32 protein-coding genes are annotated in these 18199 nt (G+C 72.2%); all 32 read right to left on the bottom strand.

Annotation, left to right across the window (positions count from 1 at the left end):
* Nucleotides 1-29: 29 nt before the first annotated feature.
* The 32 genes from SCK26_RS21945 to SCK26_RS21790 all read right to left on the bottom strand — a co-directional run bounded on the left by SCK26_RS21945 (nucleotide 30) and on the right by SCK26_RS21790 (nucleotide 18139).
* Complete coding sequence (locus SCK26_RS21945) at nucleotides 30-1511, bottom strand: phage major capsid protein (protein WP_318203021.1); 1482 nt, start codon at nucleotides 1509-1511, stop codon at nucleotides 30-32.
* Nucleotides 1511-2458: an HK97 family phage prohead protease gene (locus SCK26_RS21940; RefSeq protein ID WP_268694030.1), complete on the bottom strand. Its 948-nt coding sequence runs from the start codon at nucleotides 2456-2458 to the stop codon at nucleotides 1511-1513. The genes SCK26_RS21945 and SCK26_RS21940 overlap by 1 nt, the downstream gene beginning before the upstream one ends.
* Nucleotides 2458-3810 carry a phage portal protein gene (locus SCK26_RS21935; RefSeq protein ID WP_268694031.1) on the bottom strand — a complete coding sequence of 451 codons (1353 nt, stop codon included), beginning with the start codon at nucleotides 3808-3810 and terminating at the stop codon, nucleotides 2458-2460. Before SCK26_RS21935 ends, SCK26_RS21940 begins: the two co-directional genes overlap by 1 nt.
* Nucleotides 3807-3986, bottom strand: a complete 180-nt coding sequence (locus tag SCK26_RS21930) for a hypothetical protein (RefSeq protein ID WP_318203020.1) — start codon at nucleotides 3984-3986, stop codon at nucleotides 3807-3809. The genes SCK26_RS21935 and SCK26_RS21930 overlap by 4 nt, the downstream gene beginning before the upstream one ends.
* Complete coding sequence (locus SCK26_RS21925) at nucleotides 3968-5434, bottom strand: terminase (RefSeq protein WP_318203019.1); 1467 nt, start codon at nucleotides 5432-5434, stop codon at nucleotides 3968-3970. The genes SCK26_RS21930 and SCK26_RS21925 overlap by 19 nt, the downstream gene beginning before the upstream one ends.
* 52 nt (nucleotides 5435-5486) lie before the next feature.
* The gene (locus SCK26_RS21920) at nucleotides 5487-5762 is read right to left on the bottom strand and encodes a hypothetical protein (RefSeq protein ID WP_318206063.1); all 276 of its coding nucleotides are present in this window, start codon (nucleotides 5760-5762) and stop codon (nucleotides 5487-5489) included.
* Nucleotides 5763-6090: 328 nt separating this feature from the next.
* Entirely contained in the window at nucleotides 6091-6534 is a 444-nt protein-coding gene (locus SCK26_RS21915) for a hypothetical protein (RefSeq protein WP_318203018.1), read from the bottom strand.
* Between the two features lie 17 nt (nucleotides 6535-6551).
* Entirely contained in the window at nucleotides 6552-6980 is a 429-nt protein-coding gene (locus tag SCK26_RS21910) for a DUF6221 family protein (RefSeq protein WP_318203017.1), read from the bottom strand.
* Nucleotides 6981-6993: 13 nt separating this feature from the next.
* Nucleotides 6994-7284, bottom strand: a complete 291-nt coding sequence (locus SCK26_RS21905) for an HNH endonuclease (protein WP_318203016.1) — start codon at nucleotides 7282-7284, stop codon at nucleotides 6994-6996.
* An 18-nt stretch (nucleotides 7285-7302) separates the two neighbouring features.
* Nucleotides 7303-7551 carry a hypothetical protein gene (locus SCK26_RS21900; RefSeq protein ID WP_318203015.1) on the bottom strand — a complete coding sequence of 83 codons (249 nt, stop codon included), beginning with the start codon at nucleotides 7549-7551 and terminating at the stop codon, nucleotides 7303-7305.
* Between the two features lie 128 nt (nucleotides 7552-7679).
* Nucleotides 7680-7823: a hypothetical protein gene (locus tag SCK26_RS21895; RefSeq protein WP_318203014.1), complete on the bottom strand. Its 144-nt coding sequence runs from the start codon at nucleotides 7821-7823 to the stop codon at nucleotides 7680-7682.
* 113 nt (nucleotides 7824-7936) lie between these two features.
* Complete coding sequence (locus tag SCK26_RS21890; protein WP_318203013.1) at nucleotides 7937-8137, bottom strand: hypothetical protein; 201 nt, start codon at nucleotides 8135-8137, stop codon at nucleotides 7937-7939.
* Nucleotides 8138-8208: 71 nt separating this feature from the next.
* Nucleotides 8209-8475, bottom strand: a complete 267-nt coding sequence (locus SCK26_RS21885; RefSeq protein ID WP_318203012.1) for a hypothetical protein — start codon at nucleotides 8473-8475, stop codon at nucleotides 8209-8211.
* An 8-nt stretch (nucleotides 8476-8483) separates the two neighbouring features.
* The gene (locus tag SCK26_RS21880; RefSeq protein WP_318202636.1) at nucleotides 8484-8621 is read right to left on the bottom strand and encodes a hypothetical protein; all 138 of its coding nucleotides are present in this window, start codon (nucleotides 8619-8621) and stop codon (nucleotides 8484-8486) included.
* Nucleotides 8622-8703: 82 nt separating this feature from the next.
* The gene (locus tag SCK26_RS21875; protein WP_318203011.1) at nucleotides 8704-8865 is read right to left on the bottom strand and encodes a hypothetical protein; all 162 of its coding nucleotides are present in this window, start codon (nucleotides 8863-8865) and stop codon (nucleotides 8704-8706) included.
* 44 nt (nucleotides 8866-8909) lie between these two features.
* On the bottom strand, nucleotides 8910-9734 hold the full coding sequence (locus SCK26_RS21870; protein WP_318203010.1) for a hypothetical protein: 825 nt from the start codon (nucleotides 9732-9734) through the stop codon (nucleotides 8910-8912).
* Nucleotides 9731-10312: a hypothetical protein gene (locus tag SCK26_RS21865; protein ID WP_318202639.1), complete on the bottom strand. Its 582-nt coding sequence runs from the start codon at nucleotides 10310-10312 to the stop codon at nucleotides 9731-9733. The genes SCK26_RS21870 and SCK26_RS21865 overlap by 4 nt, the downstream gene beginning before the upstream one ends.
* The gene (locus SCK26_RS21860) at nucleotides 10309-10680 is read right to left on the bottom strand and encodes a hypothetical protein (RefSeq protein ID WP_318203009.1); all 372 of its coding nucleotides are present in this window, start codon (nucleotides 10678-10680) and stop codon (nucleotides 10309-10311) included. The genes SCK26_RS21865 and SCK26_RS21860 overlap by 4 nt, the downstream gene beginning before the upstream one ends.
* A gap of 203 nt (nucleotides 10681-10883) precedes the next feature.
* A complete protein-coding gene (locus tag SCK26_RS21855; RefSeq protein WP_318203008.1) occupies nucleotides 10884-11177 on the bottom strand; it encodes a hypothetical protein in 294 nt (97 codons plus the stop codon).
* Nucleotides 11178-11189: 12 nt separating this feature from the next.
* Entirely contained in the window at nucleotides 11190-11336 is a 147-nt protein-coding gene (locus SCK26_RS21850; RefSeq protein ID WP_318203007.1) for a hypothetical protein, read from the bottom strand.
* Nucleotides 11336-11839 carry a hypothetical protein gene (locus SCK26_RS21845; RefSeq protein ID WP_318203006.1) on the bottom strand — a complete coding sequence of 168 codons (504 nt, stop codon included), beginning with the start codon at nucleotides 11837-11839 and terminating at the stop codon, nucleotides 11336-11338. The genes SCK26_RS21850 and SCK26_RS21845 overlap by 1 nt, the downstream gene beginning before the upstream one ends.
* Before the next feature lie 117 nt (nucleotides 11840-11956).
* Nucleotides 11957-13147 (bottom strand): hypothetical protein, encoded by a 1191-nt coding sequence (locus tag SCK26_RS21840; RefSeq protein ID WP_318203005.1) that lies wholly within the window; start codon nucleotides 13145-13147, stop codon nucleotides 11957-11959.
* Entirely contained in the window at nucleotides 13144-13461 is a 318-nt protein-coding gene (locus SCK26_RS21835; RefSeq protein WP_318203004.1) for a hypothetical protein, read from the bottom strand. Before SCK26_RS21835 ends, SCK26_RS21840 begins: the two co-directional genes overlap by 4 nt.
* A gap of 11 nt (nucleotides 13462-13472) precedes the next feature.
* The gene (locus tag SCK26_RS21830) at nucleotides 13473-13661 is read right to left on the bottom strand and encodes a hypothetical protein (RefSeq protein WP_318203003.1); all 189 of its coding nucleotides are present in this window, start codon (nucleotides 13659-13661) and stop codon (nucleotides 13473-13475) included.
* 130 nt (nucleotides 13662-13791) lie between these two features.
* Entirely contained in the window at nucleotides 13792-13968 is a 177-nt protein-coding gene (locus SCK26_RS21825; protein ID WP_318203002.1) for a hypothetical protein, read from the bottom strand.
* A gap of 83 nt (nucleotides 13969-14051) precedes the next feature.
* Nucleotides 14052-14708: a hypothetical protein gene (locus SCK26_RS21820; RefSeq protein ID WP_318203001.1), complete on the bottom strand. Its 657-nt coding sequence runs from the start codon at nucleotides 14706-14708 to the stop codon at nucleotides 14052-14054.
* The gene (locus tag SCK26_RS21815) at nucleotides 14705-14971 is read right to left on the bottom strand and encodes a hypothetical protein (protein WP_318203000.1); all 267 of its coding nucleotides are present in this window, start codon (nucleotides 14969-14971) and stop codon (nucleotides 14705-14707) included. The genes SCK26_RS21820 and SCK26_RS21815 overlap by 4 nt, the downstream gene beginning before the upstream one ends.
* Nucleotides 14968-15138, bottom strand: a complete 171-nt coding sequence (locus tag SCK26_RS21810; RefSeq protein WP_318202999.1) for a hypothetical protein — start codon at nucleotides 15136-15138, stop codon at nucleotides 14968-14970. Before SCK26_RS21810 ends, SCK26_RS21815 begins: the two co-directional genes overlap by 4 nt.
* Complete coding sequence (locus SCK26_RS21805; protein ID WP_318202998.1) at nucleotides 15135-15683, bottom strand: hypothetical protein; 549 nt, start codon at nucleotides 15681-15683, stop codon at nucleotides 15135-15137. Before SCK26_RS21805 ends, SCK26_RS21810 begins: the two co-directional genes overlap by 4 nt.
* Nucleotides 15684-15763: 80 nt before the next feature.
* Nucleotides 15764-16048, bottom strand: coding sequence for a hypothetical protein (locus SCK26_RS21800; RefSeq protein WP_318202997.1), 285 nt, complete (start codon nucleotides 16046-16048; stop codon nucleotides 15764-15766).
* Nucleotides 16049-16106: 58 nt separating this feature from the next.
* Nucleotides 16107-16472, bottom strand: a complete 366-nt coding sequence (locus tag SCK26_RS21795) for a hypothetical protein (protein ID WP_318202996.1) — start codon at nucleotides 16470-16472, stop codon at nucleotides 16107-16109.
* 59 nt (nucleotides 16473-16531) lie between these two features.
* Nucleotides 16532-18139: a DEAD/DEAH box helicase gene (locus SCK26_RS21790; RefSeq protein WP_318202995.1), complete on the bottom strand. Its 1608-nt coding sequence runs from the start codon at nucleotides 18137-18139 to the stop codon at nucleotides 16532-16534.
* Nucleotides 18140-18199 lie beyond the last annotated feature (60 nt).

Below are 18199 nucleotides of genomic sequence, written 5' to 3'. Positions count from 1 at the left end.
GGGTCGTCCGGCCGTCGGAGCGGGGTAGGTCAGGTGACGTTGAGCATCCGGAACGCGGCGTCGTTCACGCTGTCGGCGCCGACCCGGTACCAGGCGTACCAGCCGCGCTGGCCGGTCGGCCTCCGGTTGGCGCCCAGCAGGTGCGGCAGGAACTCGATGCTCATGCCGATGCGGTCGGCGATGACGTAGTTGTCGAAGTCGCCGTACACGGCCACGTAGTTCTCCTGGCCGGCGTTGACGGTGCCGTCCATGTCCTCCGCCTCCAGGGCGCGGCGGCCCAGGAGCATCGGGGGGACGTCGGCGCCGATGCGCTCCCACAGGTTCGTGCCGCCGGAGGAGTCGAACTGGCGGATGGCGTTGTAGATGCCGCGGTTGGCCAGCCAGGCGGCGTTGGCGCGGTACCGGCCGGGCAGGGCGGTGTCGGTCTTGTACACGTCGCCGGACGCGAACGTGTCCGCCGTGGTCGAGGTGACGATGGACGACGTGCCCGTCAGCGCGGTGACGATGCCCGTGGGCTGGCCGGAGCCGCTGCCGTTGATGAACGCGGCGGCCTCCAGGTTGTCCTTGCCGAAGGCGAGCAGGCGTCCGACTTCGGTGGTGACGTTGTCGGCGTCGTCCATCGCCTCGATGGAGATCGGCACGAAGCCGTCCGCCTTCCAGACCGGTACGGAGGGCTGCCCGAAGGCCGGGGCGTTGTCGCCGGCCTCGGAGCCCTCGGCGGCCCACCGCCACGACACGGCACCGGCGGACACGCCGTTCCACACGTCGCCAGTGGCGACGACCTGCCGGGCCACCTGGCGGATCTGGTTGATGGACCCGTTCGACGTGATGATGACCGTCGGGTCCAGTTGGAACGGCACGAGGTAGCCGCCCTGGTTGTCCGTCAGGGACATCGCCCGCTCCAGGGCCTGCTGCTCCTCCGGGGTGACCATGTGGCTCTTGCCCCGGGCCAGCTTGGACCAGGCCCGCATGTACTCCGGCGAGGAGGTCGCCAGGCACATGCGGGCGATGGTGCCCTTCTTGTCGTCCCAGGCCTCGATGATGTCCGTCGCCGTGGACCGGATGCGGTCGTTGGCGCCGGCCATCTTCTCGACCGCGCACAGCGCGCGGGCCCGCAGCTCCTGGGCGAGGTCCTCGGGGGACCGGTTGAAGGTGCGCATCTCGCCGAGGTCCCACGGGTTGCGGAACCGGCGGTCCTCGACCGAGTCGGGGTTGAGGACCGGGTCCAGGTCGTAGGCGCTGCCGCTGCCCTGCGGCGTGCCCCGCTCGATGCCCAGGGCGGGCGGTCGTCGGTCGGTGGCCTGGGTGGCGGCGCGCACCCGCTCCAAGGCGCTGCGCCGCTCCAGCTGCCGGCGGTGGTCGTCCACCTCGGCGAACTCCCGCGTCAGCTCATCGAAGGTCTGCTCGTCCTCGGCGGTGAGGCTGTCGCGCTTCTCCAGCTCTTCGAGCTGGGCGCGGATGTCGCGCAGGCGGATGACCGCCTGGCCGTGGGAAAGCTGAAGCGTCGGCATCAGCCGGTCTCCTTCGGGGTGTCGATGGACGCCAGCACGCCGTCCATCAGCTGGCCGATCTCGGCCAGCTGAGAGCGCATGCGGACGGTGCGGTCGGAGGGCGACGGGTGCCCATCGGCGGGCGGCGCGTCAGGGGTGGGCCGGGGTGGCGGGTGCTCGTCAGCGAGCGGCGCGCCTGGGGAACGTGTCGGGGCCGGGTGCCCGTGGGCGGGCGGCGCGGCACGCTGGTAGAGCAGCGCGGTGGCGACCTCGCGGCGCAGCTCGGGATCGTCCGGGACGGACGGCGCGGCCGTGTCGCGGGCGAGGGAGTGCCGGATGCGGCGGGTCATCTCGTCGTCGTGCGCGAGGCCGTCGGCGACGTCGCGGGCCCGCACCGACACGGACGTGCCGGCGTAGGCGGGGAAGACGACCGGGCCCAGCTCGCGGCACTTCAGCTCGATCAGCTCCCGCTGGAGCGGGCCGCGGTCGCCCGGCATCCACAGCAGGTCGTAGACCTCTTCGGGCTTGACCAGCTTGCCGTTGACGTCGCGCCACTCCTCGCGGACGACCTCGAAGCGGAAGCTCATGCCGTTCACGGACTTCTCCGCGATCGCGTCCCGGACCGGCTGCATCAGCCAGTTGTCGGTGATGCGGCCCTCGACGTAGAGGCCTTGGTCGTCCTCGCGCAGGTCGGTGATGGCACCGATCGGGATCGACCCGATGAGCGGGTGCCGGCCGTGGTCGAACTGCATGACCGGGGTCTGCTCGCGGATCGTCTTCTTGAAGGCGCCCTTGCGGATGGTCTCGGTGAACGTGCCCTCCCACGAGTTGATCTCGGTGGGGGTGCCGAAGAGCGCCGCGTACCCGGTCAGGGTCCGCCCGTCGCCCTCCTCGGTGCCATCGGCGCGGACCAGCTGGAACGGCGCCGACCTCTCCAGGTCGCGCGTCACGGCGGGCAGTGCGGGCATCAGGATCCCCCTTCGGTCGGTGCGGGCAGCGCAGGAGCGTCGGTGGACCCTGGTTTCTGCAGCTGGACGGAGAACAGGCCCGTGTGGACCAGCAGGGACCAGTCCGAGGCGCGTACCGCCTGCTGGACGGACTCCGGGGTGTAGCCGGCGTCGACCAGCGCGCGGATCGTGCGGGACTCGATGCCCTGGATCTCTGCGGCGTCCCGGGCGTCCTCGCGCAGGAACGGAACGTGCCGGGCGTCGTACCAGAGGCGGACCGCGCCGGAGCCGCTGCCGGGCGGTGTGACCAGCGGGGCGAAGCTGCCGGCCGCGTTCTGCCACAGCGGATGGATCGTCCCGTCGGCGAAACGCCTCCTGGCCTGCCCGTAGTTGCTGTACGTGGCGGCCTTGAGGCCCTCGGACAGACCCACGATGATCGGCGGCACCCCGGCCGCCGAGGCGATGCGGGTTTCGCCGGCGCCTTGGACGGCGCTGAAGTCCATCTGCTTGAAGTCGCTGCCGACCACGGTCACGTCGGCGCCGCCGCCCAGGTACAGCGTCTTGTAGGCGTTCTCGACCCCGCGGTGCCCGGCCTCCATCTTCGCCTTGAACTTGGCGAACGCCTCCGGGGTGACCTCCCGGGCCAAACGCACCACCAGGTTCGGGGTGGCCGCGTTCTCGAAGTACCGCCGCTTGTGCGCGGCCATGAGGTTGTCGTTCTGCGTCTCCCGGATCACCGGGGTCAGCCAGGACATCCCGCGGTACGTCGCCAGCGGGTCGGGGACCGGCGCGAAGTGCGCCACCTCCTCCGGCCACAGGAACACCGGGTCGGCGCCGGGCTCCTGGTACAGATAGCCGTACCGGCGCCAGCCCAGATCCCCGCCGTGCGGGTGCCGGCGCCGCTCCAGGACGATCTGCACCCAGTCCGGCCGCATCCGCACCGCGTCGCCGTCGTGCTCCGTCCAGTAGCTGTTGCCAGCCAGGTCGGCGTCCTGGATGACCCGGGACAGCAGGTCCTGTGTCGTCCCGCCCGCCCAGGGCCGCTCCAGCAGCCGCAGTTCCGTCGTGCCGAACATCTCCGACGGGACGCCGTTGTTCAGGCGTTGCCAGGTGAACCGCGGCGCGGAGAACACCGCCATGCGGGCCACCATGCACGCCCAGATCACCGGGTTCGTCGCGAAAAGCTGCGCGTACCCCGGCAGGTCCGTCGGCGCCTTCTCCGCGGCCTGCCCGGACTGCGACTGGGTGATGCCCAACGCCGAGAACCCGCCGTAACCCAGCGACTGCGCGAGAGCCGCCGCGTAGTCATCGATCGTCCCGATCTCCCGGGTGGCCGACCGAGACCGCCGTGCGCGCTGCCACAGACTCGTCACGGGCCCTTCCCGTCCGTATCAGCAAGGAGCAGGCAGTACGCCACCAGCAGCACCCCGCCCAGGGCGAGGCCCACCGCCAGCCCCCAGCCCAGCCCCGCCCCGGACGCCGTCATGGCGCCACCCGTCAGGACTCCCGTGCGGGCCAGGCCCGCACGCGTCAGCCGTAGTCGGCCCACGGTTCCACCTCCTCCTCCGGCTCCTCGATCTCCACGAAGACGCCCCAGCGCGCCAGCGTCACGCCCGCCAGCGGCGTGATGTCCACGCCCACGCCGCGGCGCGCCCACGCCCACGCCTCACCCAGCTCCCGCTTCCTGGCGCCCGCCAGCGCTGTCGCCAGAGGCGCCTGGTCCAGGTGCGAGATGCGGCCGGCTGCGACGGCGTCGTAGAACTGGCCGACGGCCTGGACGACATCCCGGGTCTTCGTCTGCACGATCGGGGCCAGCAGCTGCGGCTCTTCCTCGTCCTCGACCTCTTCGTCCGGGTCGACCTTCAGTGCGTCCGTGACGTCCCGGATGAGGGCGCCGGCCGGGCTGCCCGGGTCGATGACCCAGCAGCGCGGCTTCCACTTCTCCGTCAGGTCCCGCGCGCGCTGGGCCACCCAGTCCGTACCGGGTCGGTTGTCCACGACCTCAACGTGCACGGACTCACCGAATCGGCCGGCCACGCAGATGCTCGCGTGCGAGCGCTCCGGGGTGACGTCGATCGCGAACGCCACCGGGTCCTCCGGCTGGCTGTCGCTGTCCGCCAGGGCTTCCCACGCCTCACGGCCGATGACCTGCCAGGTGTCGGCCTCGTCGGACGGGTAGTCGCCGACGCCGAGCCGCTCCCTGGCGTAACCCTCCTTACTCAGCGTGGCCCGCTCGTTCGCCACCTTCGCCAGGGTCAGCCGGAAGCCGACGGCGGGGTTGGACTTCAGCACAGCCTCGTCGGAGGCCGGATCGTCGTGCTGGTCGCAGTCCTTCGGGCACTCCTTGACGTGCAGGTTCGCGGACCACTCGAAGTACGCCAGCGACGGGTCCGGCGTGCCGGCCTCGATCGCGGCCAGCGCCCGGCGCCGCAGCCGGCCGAGCTGCACGGACGGAGCCCCGATCCCGGCACTGCCGAGGTACCAGATCTGCGGGTCCTCGATGGCGGCCATCGTCGGGAGCAGCGCGTCCATCTCGTTGTCGCCGAGGATCATGTCCTCATCCATCACGTTGCAGTCGCCGCTGAAGCCTCGGCCGGAGCCCTTGGACCGGGCGATGAAGCGGAGCATGCGGCCGTCGTGCAGCTCGATGCTCTCCTCGCCCGTGGTCTGCCAGTACCGCTTGACACGTTTGTGCAGGTCAGCGCACCCACGAATGAGGCGCTCGATCCGTCGGAAGGCGTTCTTCGCGGTCTTGAACTCGTGCGCCGAGTGCAGGATCAGGTTCTCGCCGCCGATGAACAGGCCCCACAGCTCCCGAGCCTCGATGATCCCGCCCTTGCCGTTCTGCCTCGGCACGTTCACCGCCACCTCGAACGACGCCCAACTGCCGTCCGGCCTCTCCCCCATGCCCACGCGCAGCACATGCTGCTGCCACGGGTCCAGCTTCAAGCCCGCCTTGCGCGCGAGGTCAATGGCCTCCTGCCCTGCGCTTGTCACCGAGGGCGGAGCAGTCTGGATCGGAGGCACCTGCCAACCGATCGGGGCAGCGTCAGCCGTCTGCCGCCCGGCGGGCCGCTGCCCGACGCTTGGCTCGCTGCTCAGCGATGTCATCGACGGCGTCCCCCTTCGACTGAACGGGAGCGAGCTTGCGCAGGTCGCCCATGACGGCTCGGAGTTCACGGGCAGCGACCGCCCGGGCCGTGGGGGCATCGGCCTCATCGACGGAGCGCGCGAGGCTGGTGGCTAGCTCGGCCAGACCAGGAGAGATCGACTCGACGCCGAGTTGCTCGATCTCGGCGGTGATCGCGTCGGCGACCGCGCCCATGATCACCACCGCCCGTCACACTCAGTCACGTCACGCAGAGTGACGGCCCACTAAAATGGTCGACCGGAGTTCGCGCGAATAGATCTTGAAAAATCGCCGCGCAAAAAATCGGGCGACAAGGGCGTTTGGGTCGCCCAGCCTCGCGGATTTCACGATGGGGTCGAGCCCCCCTCCCACCCGGTCCGATCCGCCAACGACCGCTGCTCTGCCTGCCCTCATTGCGGTCCGTCACCCTCGGCAAGGGCCGTCGGCTTCCTGCCAAGGCCCGGTCGACGGCACTGCGCAGGGCTACGTGGAGGAGGCACCTATCGCCTCCGCCGGCGGCCGATCACCAGGTGCGCGAGGCCTGCCGTGTGACGGTACGTTCACCGCGCTGCTTGGCTTGCTGCGCGTACCAGCGCGTCGCCACCGCCTGTAGTCCAGGCGCGCGCATGTCCCTGATCCTCTGCATCACGATGTCCTTGCCCGGATCCACCGCGACCACCTCGGCCCCATGCCTCCGGTACCGGGCCAGCCACTTGGCGCTGGGCATGGTGTGAATCAGGTAGACGTCGACCTCGTCCAGGTGCTTGAAGGCCTCGTCAATGGCAGCGTAGCGGGCGCGGTGCGCCACCTTCATGGCGACGGGGTGCTGCGACCATTGCGCAGCGCCCGGGCCGGTGAGCGCGAGTGTGATCCGGTCCAGGTCGATGACGATGTCCGTCGCCCGGGCTCTTGCCTCGATCCAGCTGCTCTTGCCTGCGGCCGGTGGGCCGGTGACCACGTACAGCACGCTGCGTCACCTACCGATCAGGGCCGCCACTCCTCGCGGTAGCCGGGCCGGCCCGCGTAGGGCAGGGCGAGCAGGCGCACCGTGGCGCAGGGGTAGAACGGCTCCTCGCCCCGGACGTCGCAGACCATGCATACGTCGCCGTCCACGTATTCCATCTGGCCAGGCGCGTGCAGTTCCAGCAGTCGCCTCTTGGCGTCGATCTCGCGCAGCACCCTGCGCGGGTCCCACTCCGCGACGTGCTGGCCCACGCCGTCGGCATCCGCGTTCTCTGGGGTCACCGCCACGACGCCGTCACCGAGGTAGTCCACGACGGTGTATCGCTCGCAGGGCTCCTGGGGCGGCCGGACGGTCCAGACGTCCGACTGCTCGTCCCAGCACGCTGCGCGCGCGATCCGCTCGTCCACGTCGAACTGTTCGCCCAGCCACCGCACCAGCTGCTCATCCATGTCCGGCATCGTCTCACCACCTCCGCGAGGACCGCACCGGCTGCCGCGTGCCGTCCGTTCGGTTGCCGCGTGCGCTGTTACAGCGGCGGTGCGCGGAGCGAGCGTTGGCGGGATCGAGGAGGTCGCCGCCTCGGGAGAGGGGGACGGCGTGGTCGAGGGTGAAGGCGTCCCGGTGGCGGCCGGCGAGAGGGCCGGTGATGTCGTAGCGGATGGGCCCACCGCACCACCAGCAGGGCAGGCCAAGGGCGCGCTGTGCGGCAACCAGGCGGCGGTAGGGGCGCCCGTTGCGGGGGTTGCCGGCCACGGGCGCCACCTCCGGGTGCTACTCGCCGAGGACCTCGCGGCGCCGAGCTTCTGCCTTGCGGTTGAGGGCGTTGCTCATACGGACGGCGGTGAAGGTGAGGAGAAGAAAGCCGACGACGAGCAGCGCCTGGGTGATGACGCTGATGATGTGGATGTGCTGGGTCACCCCCGCGATGATCAGCAGGATGACGTTGCCGGTCAGCCAGGCGAACCAGATGCGGAACTTCTCGACACGCACGGCCGTCTGGATGTCTTTGTAACTGCTCAAGGCCCCCCCAAGGTGCGGTGATGCTCGGAGGGCATCATGCGCCGTGTGCGGCCGGAGCGGTGGCGGTGTGGCCGTCTTGTGACACGCAGAGGAGCAACGGTGAAGCCTTGGCGGCTGCCCGCCCGGGCTCAGTGCAGCACGGACAGCAGGTCGCACTCGCCCTTCAGGCAAACGCCCTGGCCTTCGCTGACGATGTGCACGTGGTGGCCCTGCGCGGCGAGTTGGTGAGCGGCCTCGGCGGCGCTCCGGGGCGCGTCGTTCGTGACGGACATGATGCCTCCGGGTACGACAAAGGCCCCGCTGGTGGGCGGGGCCTGGACGTCTGGGGGTGCCGTCGAAGGGCACAGTTGTACACCGGGATCGTCACATAGTGCCTGACCTGCGGTCAAGCGGCCGCGCGCTCGCGGCGCTTGAGCGCGAGGGTGGTGACGTCGGTGACGGCGTAGTAGGGATACCTGGCGGTGCCGCCGGAGCGGGCGAGCTGGCCGCGGTAGACCAGCTGGCGGAGGGCGCCGGCGCTGATGCCGCCGAGGACGTGGCGGGTCTGCTCGGCGGTGAGGTGACCAGGGCGGATGGGCTGCTCCATGGTCACCATGATGCGACAGGCCCCGCCATCGGTGGGTGCGATGGCGGGGCCTGTGATCAGTGGGCGTACGGTCAGGTGGTGAGGTCGCGGGGGACTCGGCCCGCGGCGTAGGCGGGCAGGTCCGGGCGCAGCTCGCTGAGCTGCTCGACGGTGTACTCCAGGCGCCTGGTCGAGATCGCTACGAAGCGGGCGCCACAGGGCCTGTCGCGCGGGTCGGGTGTGCTCCAGCCGGACATGAGGCGGGTGTGATGGGTGTCCTTGATGCGCGCTCCCTTCCCGCATCTGCCGCACTTGGTGGTGTACGAGTCGACTAGGAGCACGGCCGTCTGCTCAGGCATGACGCCCATCATCCCTTCTTCGGCGTGCCGGGGACGGGCCTTTCAGCACGCTTCACCCAGCCGCCGCGCGACGACTGGTAGGTGGTCTCGTGCCCCTTCAGCCGAGGGTCGGTGGGCTCCGGGTTTTTCTTCCAGCCGAGTGCCATGATGGCGGTCTCCTGTCTCGTGATCGGGATGGGACCCGGGGCGGCCGGCTAGCTGCCAGGCGGACGGCCGCCCCGGGGTGAGCTACAGGTCGCCGCGCCTCTCCAGCTCGTCCAGGGCCTCGTTGATGCCCCAGTGCGCGGCGTCGCGCGTGGCGTCGGACAGTTCGGGCCGGTCGATCTCGGCCTTGAGCCGCTGGACTTCGGCCTTGATCTCGTTGCTGCTCACGTAGTCGAAGTTCTTCATCACGGGCCCTCTCCGGTCGATCCGAGGCGGCTGCCCCGGGGGCTTCATGCGCGGACGGTGCCGCGCCGGCGGTGGGTGTCGGCGAGGTCGTAGACGATCAGCCCGCCATCGGTGCGCACTACACGCACCCCCTCTTCGGGTCCCTCCCGATCGGTGTCGTCGTCGTTGTCGTCGGCGGTCTGACCTGCGCCGACGACACCCGAAGAGGGGTCTCCCAGGGGAGGGGAGGGGACCTCGTCCCCGCGTAGCCCGGCCGCCGACGACCGGCCCTTCATCCGGACGTCCTTCACCGGCCACCTCATCCCGGCCGCCGCGGAGCGCACCGCGTCGGTGGTCGTGCTGAGGTGCTCAGCGAGGGGGACGAGCTGGGCGTGCGGGGTGCCGATGTCCCGGACCGCGGCGATGAGCGCGCGGGGCGAGACGGGCGGCGGCCCTGCGGGGGCCTGCTCGACGGCCGGCGTCGGCTGCTCGGTGTCGGCCTGCTCATCCTCGGCTGAGGTCGCGTCGGCGGGCGCCGGTGCCGGGGTCGGCTGCCAGTCGTCGCGGCCAGCGCGGTAGGCCGCGCTGATCCAGGCGAGGACGGCTGCGACGAGCAGGTGCCACCAGACGCCGGACTGGATCCGGTCGTACGCCCACCTGCCGACGGCCACTCCAACCGCCCGGGCGATCAGTGCCGCACCGGCCAGCAGCGCCACGCGGATCCACCGGTCGAGGCCGGCCGACTCACCTACCCACGCCCGGGTCCGCGCGTACCGGCTGTGCGCTCCCCGGATGAGGCGCCCGCCCCGGTCGGCGGCCAGCCGCGTGCTGCCGACGGCCACCCGGTCGACGGCCGCGCGGAGCCACTGCGCGGTAGTGGGGGCGCTCATACCAGGGTCCCGGTCGCGATCTGGCCGAGGACGAAGTGGCCCAGGCTGTTGGTGCTGCCGACGACCTGCTGGGCGATGACCGCGGCGGTGCCGGTGGAGATGCACAGCACGCACCCGGTGAGCACGCCCTTCTTCCACTTCCCCTTCACGGCCTTGGCGATCGACTTCCTCAGCCACCACAGCGCCATCGTGAGCGCGGTGATGACGACGGCGCCGTACCCGTCCAGGCCCGGGGCGGAGGCGCTGGCGAGGGTGGTGCCGTCCTTGCCGGTGAGCCAGCCCATGGCCATGCCGCCGGCGCCGTTGGTGCCCCAGCGCAGGAAACCGGCGGCGGTGCCGAGGAAGCCGGCGGGGCAGGCGACCATGAGGATGCCGCAGATGATCCCGAACCAGAACGGGATGAGCTGTTTCGGATCGCGGCTGCCGCCACCTCCGGCCGCGCCGGCGGCGGCTCCCCCACCGGCCTTGTACCAGCGGTAGTGCTCGACGCCGAGCAGGGCGAGGCCGACTGCGAACCCCGCGGTGGTGACGGTGCCGGAGGTGAACCGGCTGACCTCGGCTGCGAGGACGGTGCTCATGGACGGACTCCAGTCAGGATGATCACGAGGGAGTACAGGGGCAAGGCGAGGGCGGTGGCCTCGGCGGTGGCGTACAGCGCGAGCCGGGCGACGGTGGCGCGGACCCGAGGTCCCCACAGGTCCGGGTCGGAGTGCCGGGCCTGGATGCGGGCGGAGTTGTCCCACCACGCGACGGTGGCCAGCGGGATGACGGCCATCACCCAGGCGCCGGTGAGCGACGTCTCGGCGCGGACGTGGGCGAGAACCCAGGCCCACGGACCGGACAGCGGGATTGCGCAGGCGCACATGACGGCGTGGTAGCCCCAGCGGATCCGGCGCCACCACCGCGGGTCCGGCGGCAGCTCCGGCGGGCCCGTGTCGATGGTCACGGTGACGTGGACGTCGACCGGGATCGGCTGGGGCGGTACGGCCGGGCGGGGAAGGTGACGCCACCAGTCCGGACCGGGGACCGGGGCGGGCGGGGCCGGCGGGAACGGAGGCCGGGGCGGAGGAGGGGGCGGGGGTGTGCCCGGGGCGGGCAGCGTCTCCCCCGCTGGGATGACTCGGGTCGGGGTGATCGGACGGCGGCCGCTCACAGCGCCACCCCCGCGCAGGCGAGCGCGACGAGCGCGGTGGCGACCCAGGTGGTGGCGATCCAGATCCGGCCGGCGTCGTAGGCGCGGAGAGCGGCGACGGTCGAGCCGATGGCGACCAAGATGCCCAGCGGCGGGGCGACCACCATGGCGGCGACGAGCAGGCACGGCAGGCTCGCGGTGACGCCGAGGCCAGCCAGGACGGCGGGGAGCCATCCATGGCGCTGGTGCAGGAGCCAGGCGGTGGCCGCGCCGGGGGCGAGGCCAGCCAGGCAGAGAGCAAGGAACAGCATGGTTCCGGTCCTTCAGTGGAGGACGGCCGCGGCGAGCGCGGCGACGGTGAGGATCAGGGCGCAGGTCCCGGTGGCGGGCGGGACGGCGCGGAGGTCGACCAGGGCGAGACCGATGAGCCCGGCCCCGGCCGACACGACGTAGAAGGCGGAGAGCAGCATCAGCTGCTGCCCGTGAGCGGCACCGGCTGGATGCGCCACAGCACCTCGGCGTCGGGGTGCTGGGTGCCGGGTCCGCCCTGGGTGAGCCAGCCGTCACGGGGCGCACCGTCCCGCTCGGCGGCGTCCTCGGCGGCCTCCCGGGACTCGTGGACGCTGTGGAACCGGTCGCGCTGGAGCAGGACGTACACGTGCCGGGGGCCGGCGGCCTTCCGGGCCTGACGGAGCAGCATCCGCAGGGCGGCGCGGTCCTCGGTGTCGAGCAGGGCCTGGGCGCGCAGGGCCTTCAGCTCGCCCTCGGCGCGGGCGCCGTCGGCGATGCTGCGGGCGTGCGCGTCGCGCAAGTCCTCCAGCGTGGTCTCCGCGCGGATCGCGGAGTCGGTGGCGAACTCGGCTTCCCGTCGGTGCTGCTCGGCCAGGGCGCGGGCGGTCTCGGCCGCGGACTCGGCGGCGGCCAGGTCGGCGCGCAGTGCGCGCATGGTGCGGGTACGAACGATGGCGATCATGAGAGTCCTCGGGTCTGGGAGTCCAGATGGCGGGGCGGGCCGGTGCGGCGGAGAGCGGCACCGCGGCCAGGTCGAGCACCAGCAGCAGGCCCAGGACGGGCCTGCCGGCCGGTCTCTTCAAACGGGCACGCCGACCGGGACGGGCGGCAGGTCGTCCGGGTGGAACAGGTTGCGACCTCGGAGGTCCTTGGAGTGGACGGTGAGGCGTCCCACCGCCACCCAGGAGCGCACGGTGGACTGCTCGATGCCGTAGTGCCGGGCGACGTCTGCGGACGTCATCAGGGGCGGCTCGGGCGGGGTCTCGTCCTCGGCGTCCTCGGCGTCCTGGGGTGCGTCCTGAGCGTCCTGCGCGGTCGGCGCGGCCGGGGCCGGGCGGGCGATGATCGGGAGCAGCCGGGCGCCCGGCGGGACGGGGATCGGAAAGGGACGACCGGCCGGGGACGCGGGCGCGTCTTGGGTGTCCTGGGCGTCCTCGGGTGCGTCCTGCCACGGCGACGGCAGGTCGATCGTGGCGAGCGCCGAGGCGTGGCGGCGGGCGGCGAGCAGCTCCAGCAGCTTCGTGCGCTGCTCTTCGCTCGCGCCGGTCTGTGCCTTGCCCACGGCCACGGACAGGCGCCGGGCGACCCGGGCCCGACCGCGGGCGCCGGGCTCCATGTCGGCCAGCTTGGCGGCCAGGTCGACGGCCTTCACGGTCCACCGGTCGCGGGTGATCTGCTCGGCGGTACGGTCGCGAGTCGCCAGGCCGAGGTAGGACAGCAGCCGTTCACGCGCCTCGCGGGCGAGCAGCGCCGGCAGACTGCTGGAGTCCGTACCGGGCTTGGCGTGCCGCAGCTCGATCCCCATCGCGAGGTGCCACAGCAGGGCGGCGAGGACCGGGCCGACGACGGCGCGGACGGTGCCGCCAATGACGCCCGACTCGGAGTAGGCGGGGATGATCTGCACGCCGGTGATGACCCAGACCAGCATGCCGGGGGCGCCGGGGGCGCCCTTCTTCGGGTCGCGGAGGTTCTGCCGGGCCATGAGGCCGCAGGCGAACAAGGCCAGCTCGGCGGCGGCGAACATGGCGCTCCGCTCGGCGCCCGAGGCCATACCGAGACGGTGCTCGGCGAACCGCCAGCTCGTGTCCGCGCTGTAGGCGGTGCAGGCCATGGCAGCGAGGGAGGCGACCAGGACGGCGGCGGGCGTCCGGCTGGTGGCCTTGCGGCCGGCCACGGCGAGCGCGACGACGCCAGCCAGGGCCAGGGCGGCGGCGACAGTGGCCGGTACCGGGTTGGTCTGCGCCCACGTGGTGAGAGTGCTGGTGGTCACCGGTCCTCCCCTTCCGGGAGCGCGACCGCCTCGGTCCAGGTGGCGCCGGCGTCGAGCGCGGCGTGCGCCTGGTCGGCGGTGATGTAGCCGGTGATCGGGTGCTCGGCGAGGCGCTCGCGCAGGTACCGCGCGTCCCAGTCGGCGCCGAGGTAGGGGCGGCGTGCGTCGAGGGCGTTGCGCAGGGCGATCTTCGCGTGGATGACGCGGTCGGCCAGCAGCCGGTCGTGCACCTGGGAGCCGCCGTAGGTTGCCGGGGCCGGGAGGTCGATCGCCTCCAGCACGGCGGTGAGCAGGTCGCGTACGGACTCGGGCATGTCGGGCGCGCTCATCGGGCGCCCGCGCTCTCGGCGGCGTGCGCGCGGGCCAGGGCGAGCTGGTCGCGGGCGCGGCCGGCGGCGGCCGTGCGGGTGTCGGCGGCGCCGTCGTAGTCGGCACGGCACAGGCTGTGCAGCTCGGCGAGGCGGGCGGCGCGGTCGTCGGCGCCCGCCTGCGCGGTAAGGTTCCGCTGGGTCATGAGGAGGTCTGCTCTCTCTCGTGATCAAGTGCCCGGGGCGTGGCTGCGCACCGGGGGCGTAGAGGGTCGGATGGCGCGCGCGCCTCCAGGTGTTCCAGCACCCGGAGAGCTGCTGTCCGGCCCTCGTTCGTTATGCGGTTGTGTGCTTCTTGATCGCGTTCGCCGCAGCTGTCCAGCTGATGCCCAACTGTTTCGCCACGGCGTAGACGCTGCCGAGTTCGTCGGCCCCTTCTCTCAGGGCTTCCGCTCGTCGTCTGCGGGACGCCTCCTTCTGGGCTTCGAGCTGTTCCAGCAGCTCGTCCTCCATACGGATGCGCTCCCGCCAGGGGGGCGTTTCCACCTCTCCGAGAGTATCACATCCCCCCTTATACACAAGGGAGGATGTGATACTCACTGGGCTATCTCCGGCTGAAGCCGCTTCAGCAGCAGGTAGTCCGCCGGCCCGTACGCCGTACCGCACCACTGGCAGGCGACTACCGCCTGGCCGGGGTACGACCGCAGGGCGGCCCCGCACACCACCGGGTCCTCGCCGTCGCCAGCCTCGACCTGGGCGACGCAGTAGCCGAGGTGAGTGCCGCGCCGGGCCCGCCGCTCGTCCGGGTCCTCAGGGTCCACGATCGACAGGACGTCGCGCTCCAGGTCGCGGACCTCTGTCGCCATGACGCCGGCCATCGGCCAAGAGCCCCCGATCCACTCCATGTTGAGGGACAGTGCGCGGGCCGCGACGAGGACACGGCGCTCGACGGCGGTCGGTACGACGGGGCGGCCCCAGCCGCGGTCCGCCTGCATCGCGGACCGCCAGTCCTCCAAGACACCGGCGATGCCGCCGGCGGCGCGGAGGCTGAGCACGGTCTCGCGCACGGGCAGCGGCGCCTCGGCCGGGCTGGTGCGCCCGTACTGGGGGGTGCCGCTGGCGGGGGCGAGGAACGCGGAGAGCGCGGCCCACAGCCGGGGCATGCGGTCGAGCCGCTCGGTGGTCGCGAGCGTGCAGCCGGGGCACAGGTAGCCGTGCTCCAGCTGTCGCTCGCACAGGCCACAGGTGTTCACGGCGTGCTGGTCTCCTTGGGCTCGGCGATCCTGGCGCGGATGTTGGCCGCCACCGGGTTCTCAGCGCTGTCGTCCTTGAGCACCACGCGGGCGTAGGTGTCCAGTTCGTCGCACCACTTGGTCAGCCGCTCCAGGGCGGCTTCGGCCTTCAAGGCGCGGTCCTTCCACTCGTCGCCTCGGCGCCAGCCGTGGTTCGCGGTCTCGTACAGCTCGTCCAAGGCGTCGTCGGTGATCGTGTCGGCGGTGTAGCGCTGGCGGGTCACAAGTAGCTCCCGGTGAGGGGGACGGTGGTGATGCTGGTCTTGCTGCGGCGGTCGAGGCCCTGGCCGTCCAGGTCGCCGCCCCAGTAGGTCCGGCGGCGGCGCGTACAGCGGCAGGCGCCGGCGGCGGGGAGGAAGTGGCCACGGGGGCAGCGGCGGCGGGCGGTCACTGCTGCTGCCCTCCGTCGCCACGGGCCATGAGCTGCCAGGCCTGGCCGAGGTAGCGCTCGCGTTCGGCGTCCGGCAGCTGGTCGTAGGGCGGCGCATCTCCGGTGAGGGCGGCGGTGCCGGCGCGGAGGCGAGCGAGGGCGGGGACGGTGAGTCCTGGCGTGGTCTGCTGCGCCTCGCCAGTGGTCGCCTCGGCGGCGGGCTGCGCCTCGGAGATGGCCTTGCGCAGCAGATGCGCGACGGCGAGTGCCCCGCGGTAGGGGCCGGCGCCGATCTCGGCCTCCAGGGCGTTCAGCCGCATGCCCTCGGTGTAGGCGATCTCGTATGCCTCCCGGAGCACGGCGGCCCGGTCGGCGGGCGGGCCGGGCGGGAGCACCTCCCGGCCGACGTACGCGGCGACGCGCACCGTGATGGTCGCGGCGAGGTCGGCGATGCCGGCCGGGGTGCCGAGGGTGAGCGGGGTCTCGCGCAGGGCGTCGGTGACCACGCGGAGGAGCGGGACCAGCTCGGTGAGGTCGGGTTCGGCGGTGGTGGTGCGGTCGGTCATGGTCGCTCCAGGTGGGTAGGGTCGGGGCTGGCGGCCGCCCGGAACTCGACTCCGGGCGGCCGTCGTCGTGCTGGACCAGCTCACGCGGACGCGGGGGCGCCGTGGTGCCCGATCTGGCCGGACGGGGCGAGGTAGGCGAGACCGTCGACGGCGGTGAAGACCTCGCCGACGGCGCCGCAGTCGTTGCACTGGACGCGGCGGGCGAGTTCGGCACGGAGGCGGTCCACCTCGGCCTTCAGTCCGAGCGCGATCTCGTTCAGCGCCTTCTCGGTGCCGTCGTTGTAGGTGGCGGTGGACCAGGTGCTGGTGCGCTGCCCGTACTGGGCGAGACGGATCTCAGCGGGGGTGAGCTGCTGGTCGGTCATGTGGGTCTCCTGGCTGTATCGCGCGGGGGCCGGTGGAACCGGATTGGCGCGGAGAGGGCTACGCCGCGAAGAGGCCGAGCTGCTCGGCGTGCTCCGGTGCTGCGCTGGGTGCCGGGATGGGCTGGTGGCAGTGGCAGTTGCAGCGGGTGTGGCATTCGCGGTCGGCGAGGTAGACGGTGGCCTGCCCGCGGTCGAGGCCGGAGGAGCCTCGGCAGGGGGAGGTGCTGAAGCCGCTGCCGATGACGGTTTCCGGTTCGGTGCCCCACCAGGCGACCCACTGGTCGTGGCCGCAGTCAGCGTGCTCGCCGTGCTGGCAGGCGTCGGAAACGCCCTGGCAGGGGCATTCCGGGTCGGCGGGCGGGATCTGGCGGGGAGCCAGGACGTGCTCCTGCACCCAGGCGGCCTGGGCGGGCGTCATGCGCATGGGGTCCTCCGTGATGAGATGTGGGGAGGTCCGGGCCTGATAGGGACAGGCCCGGACCGCTACGCGGCGGGAAGGATCAACTGGCCCAGGACGCGGCCGACGCGCTCCTGGTCGATGAGGTCGGCGACGTCGCCGGCGGTGCTGCCGGGCGGTACCCGGATGCCGAGGCGACGGGCCAGCGCGCACTGCTTGTCCGTGGGCTTGCCCTGACGCCAGCGGGTCTGCCGGGCGACGAACGCGCCGGGGGCAAGCACCTTGGCCTGCTGCTCCAGCCACGCCAGCGCCTCGGGCAGCGGCCGGGCGATGTCGTCCCGGGGCGGCTGCACGCCGTCCGTCTGCGTCCAGCGGCGCATCCGGTACAGCCGGGCACCGTCCCGGACAAGGAACAGGAACATGGCGCCGGTCAGCGGGATGAACCACGTGCCGGCCTCGGTGCGCAGCCATCGGATCGCCGACTCGCCGAAGAGGTTGATCTCCTCGGCCTCGACCCGCGCGGCGAGCGCGCGCCGCCGCTCGGTGGCCGCGTGCTCCTCGGCGATCTGCCGCAGGCTCTTTCCGGCCGTCGCCTGGCCGATGTCCCGCTCGGTGAGGTCGACCATTGAGGCGAGCTTGTGGCGGGTCGCCGCGCCCATGACGTCCAGGAGCAGCGCGTCGCGCTTCCCGGGCGCCGGGCGCAGGCCGCGGCCGACCATCTGCACGTACAGACCGGCGCTCTTCGTCGGCCGGGCGACGACGATGCACGAGGTGTGGGGCGCGTCGAAGCCCTCCGTCAAGACCATGCAGTTGGTGAGCACCTGGACGTCGCCGGCCCCGTACCGGGCGAGGGCCGCGCGCCGCTCGTCGCGGCCCATGTCGCCCCACACCGGGGCCGCGGTGATGCCGACCGCGCGTAGCGACTCGGCGGCGGCCTGGGCGGTGGCCACGGTCGGGGTGAAGACGACGCCGGCCCGGTCGGCGGCGTGGTCGACGTAGGCCTTGGCGATGGCCTCCAGCGCGCCGGAGTCCTCCAGCGCTTTGCCCAGCTGTCCGTCGACTAGGTCGCCGCCCCTGGTCTTCACCTTGTTGAGGTCGAGGGTATCGACCCTGATCGCCTTGCCCCGGACGTCGCACAGGTAGCCGTCGCTGATCATGTCGAGGATGTCCAGGCGGTACACGACGTCCTGCCAGACCTCGGCCAAGCCGCCGTCTGCGCGGGCCATGGTGGCGGTGAAGCCAGCCACCGGCACACCGCCGTCCCAGGCGCCGAAGTGCCTCAGGACCTCCATGTAGGTCGGGGCGGCGGCGTGGTGGCACTCGTCCACGATGATCAGGCCGATGTCCCGGATGGCCTCCCGCCGGCGGGGCACGGCCAGGGTCTGGACGCTGGCCACGATCACGTCGGCGTCCGCGTGGTCGTCGCGCTGGGCCTTGACGATGCCGACCCGCAGCATCGGGTCGACCGAGAGCAGCTTGGAAGCGGCCTGCTCGATCAGCTCCTCCCGGTGGGCGATCACCAGGACGCGGCGGCCGTCGAGGCTGTCGAGCATCTGGTGCGCCAGGTGGGAGAAGATGACGGTCTTGCCGGCGCCGGTCGGCAGGACGACGGCCAGGCGCTGCTGGCCGGCGGCCCAGCCCTGGCGTAGCGCCTCGATGGCGTCGAGCTGGTACGGGCGTGGTGTGAAGGACATGGTCACCTCGATTCGGTTGCTGGGCTTCTGCGGGGAGTGCGGGGACCTCGCGGATGTCCT

Source organism: Streptomyces sp. SCL15-4 (assembly GCF_033366695.1).
Classification (GTDB): Bacteria; Actinomycetota; Actinomycetes; order Streptomycetales; family Streptomycetaceae; genus Streptomyces.
Note: the sequence above shows the minus strand (reverse complement) of the source record. Positions and strands in the feature narration are given on the sequence as shown.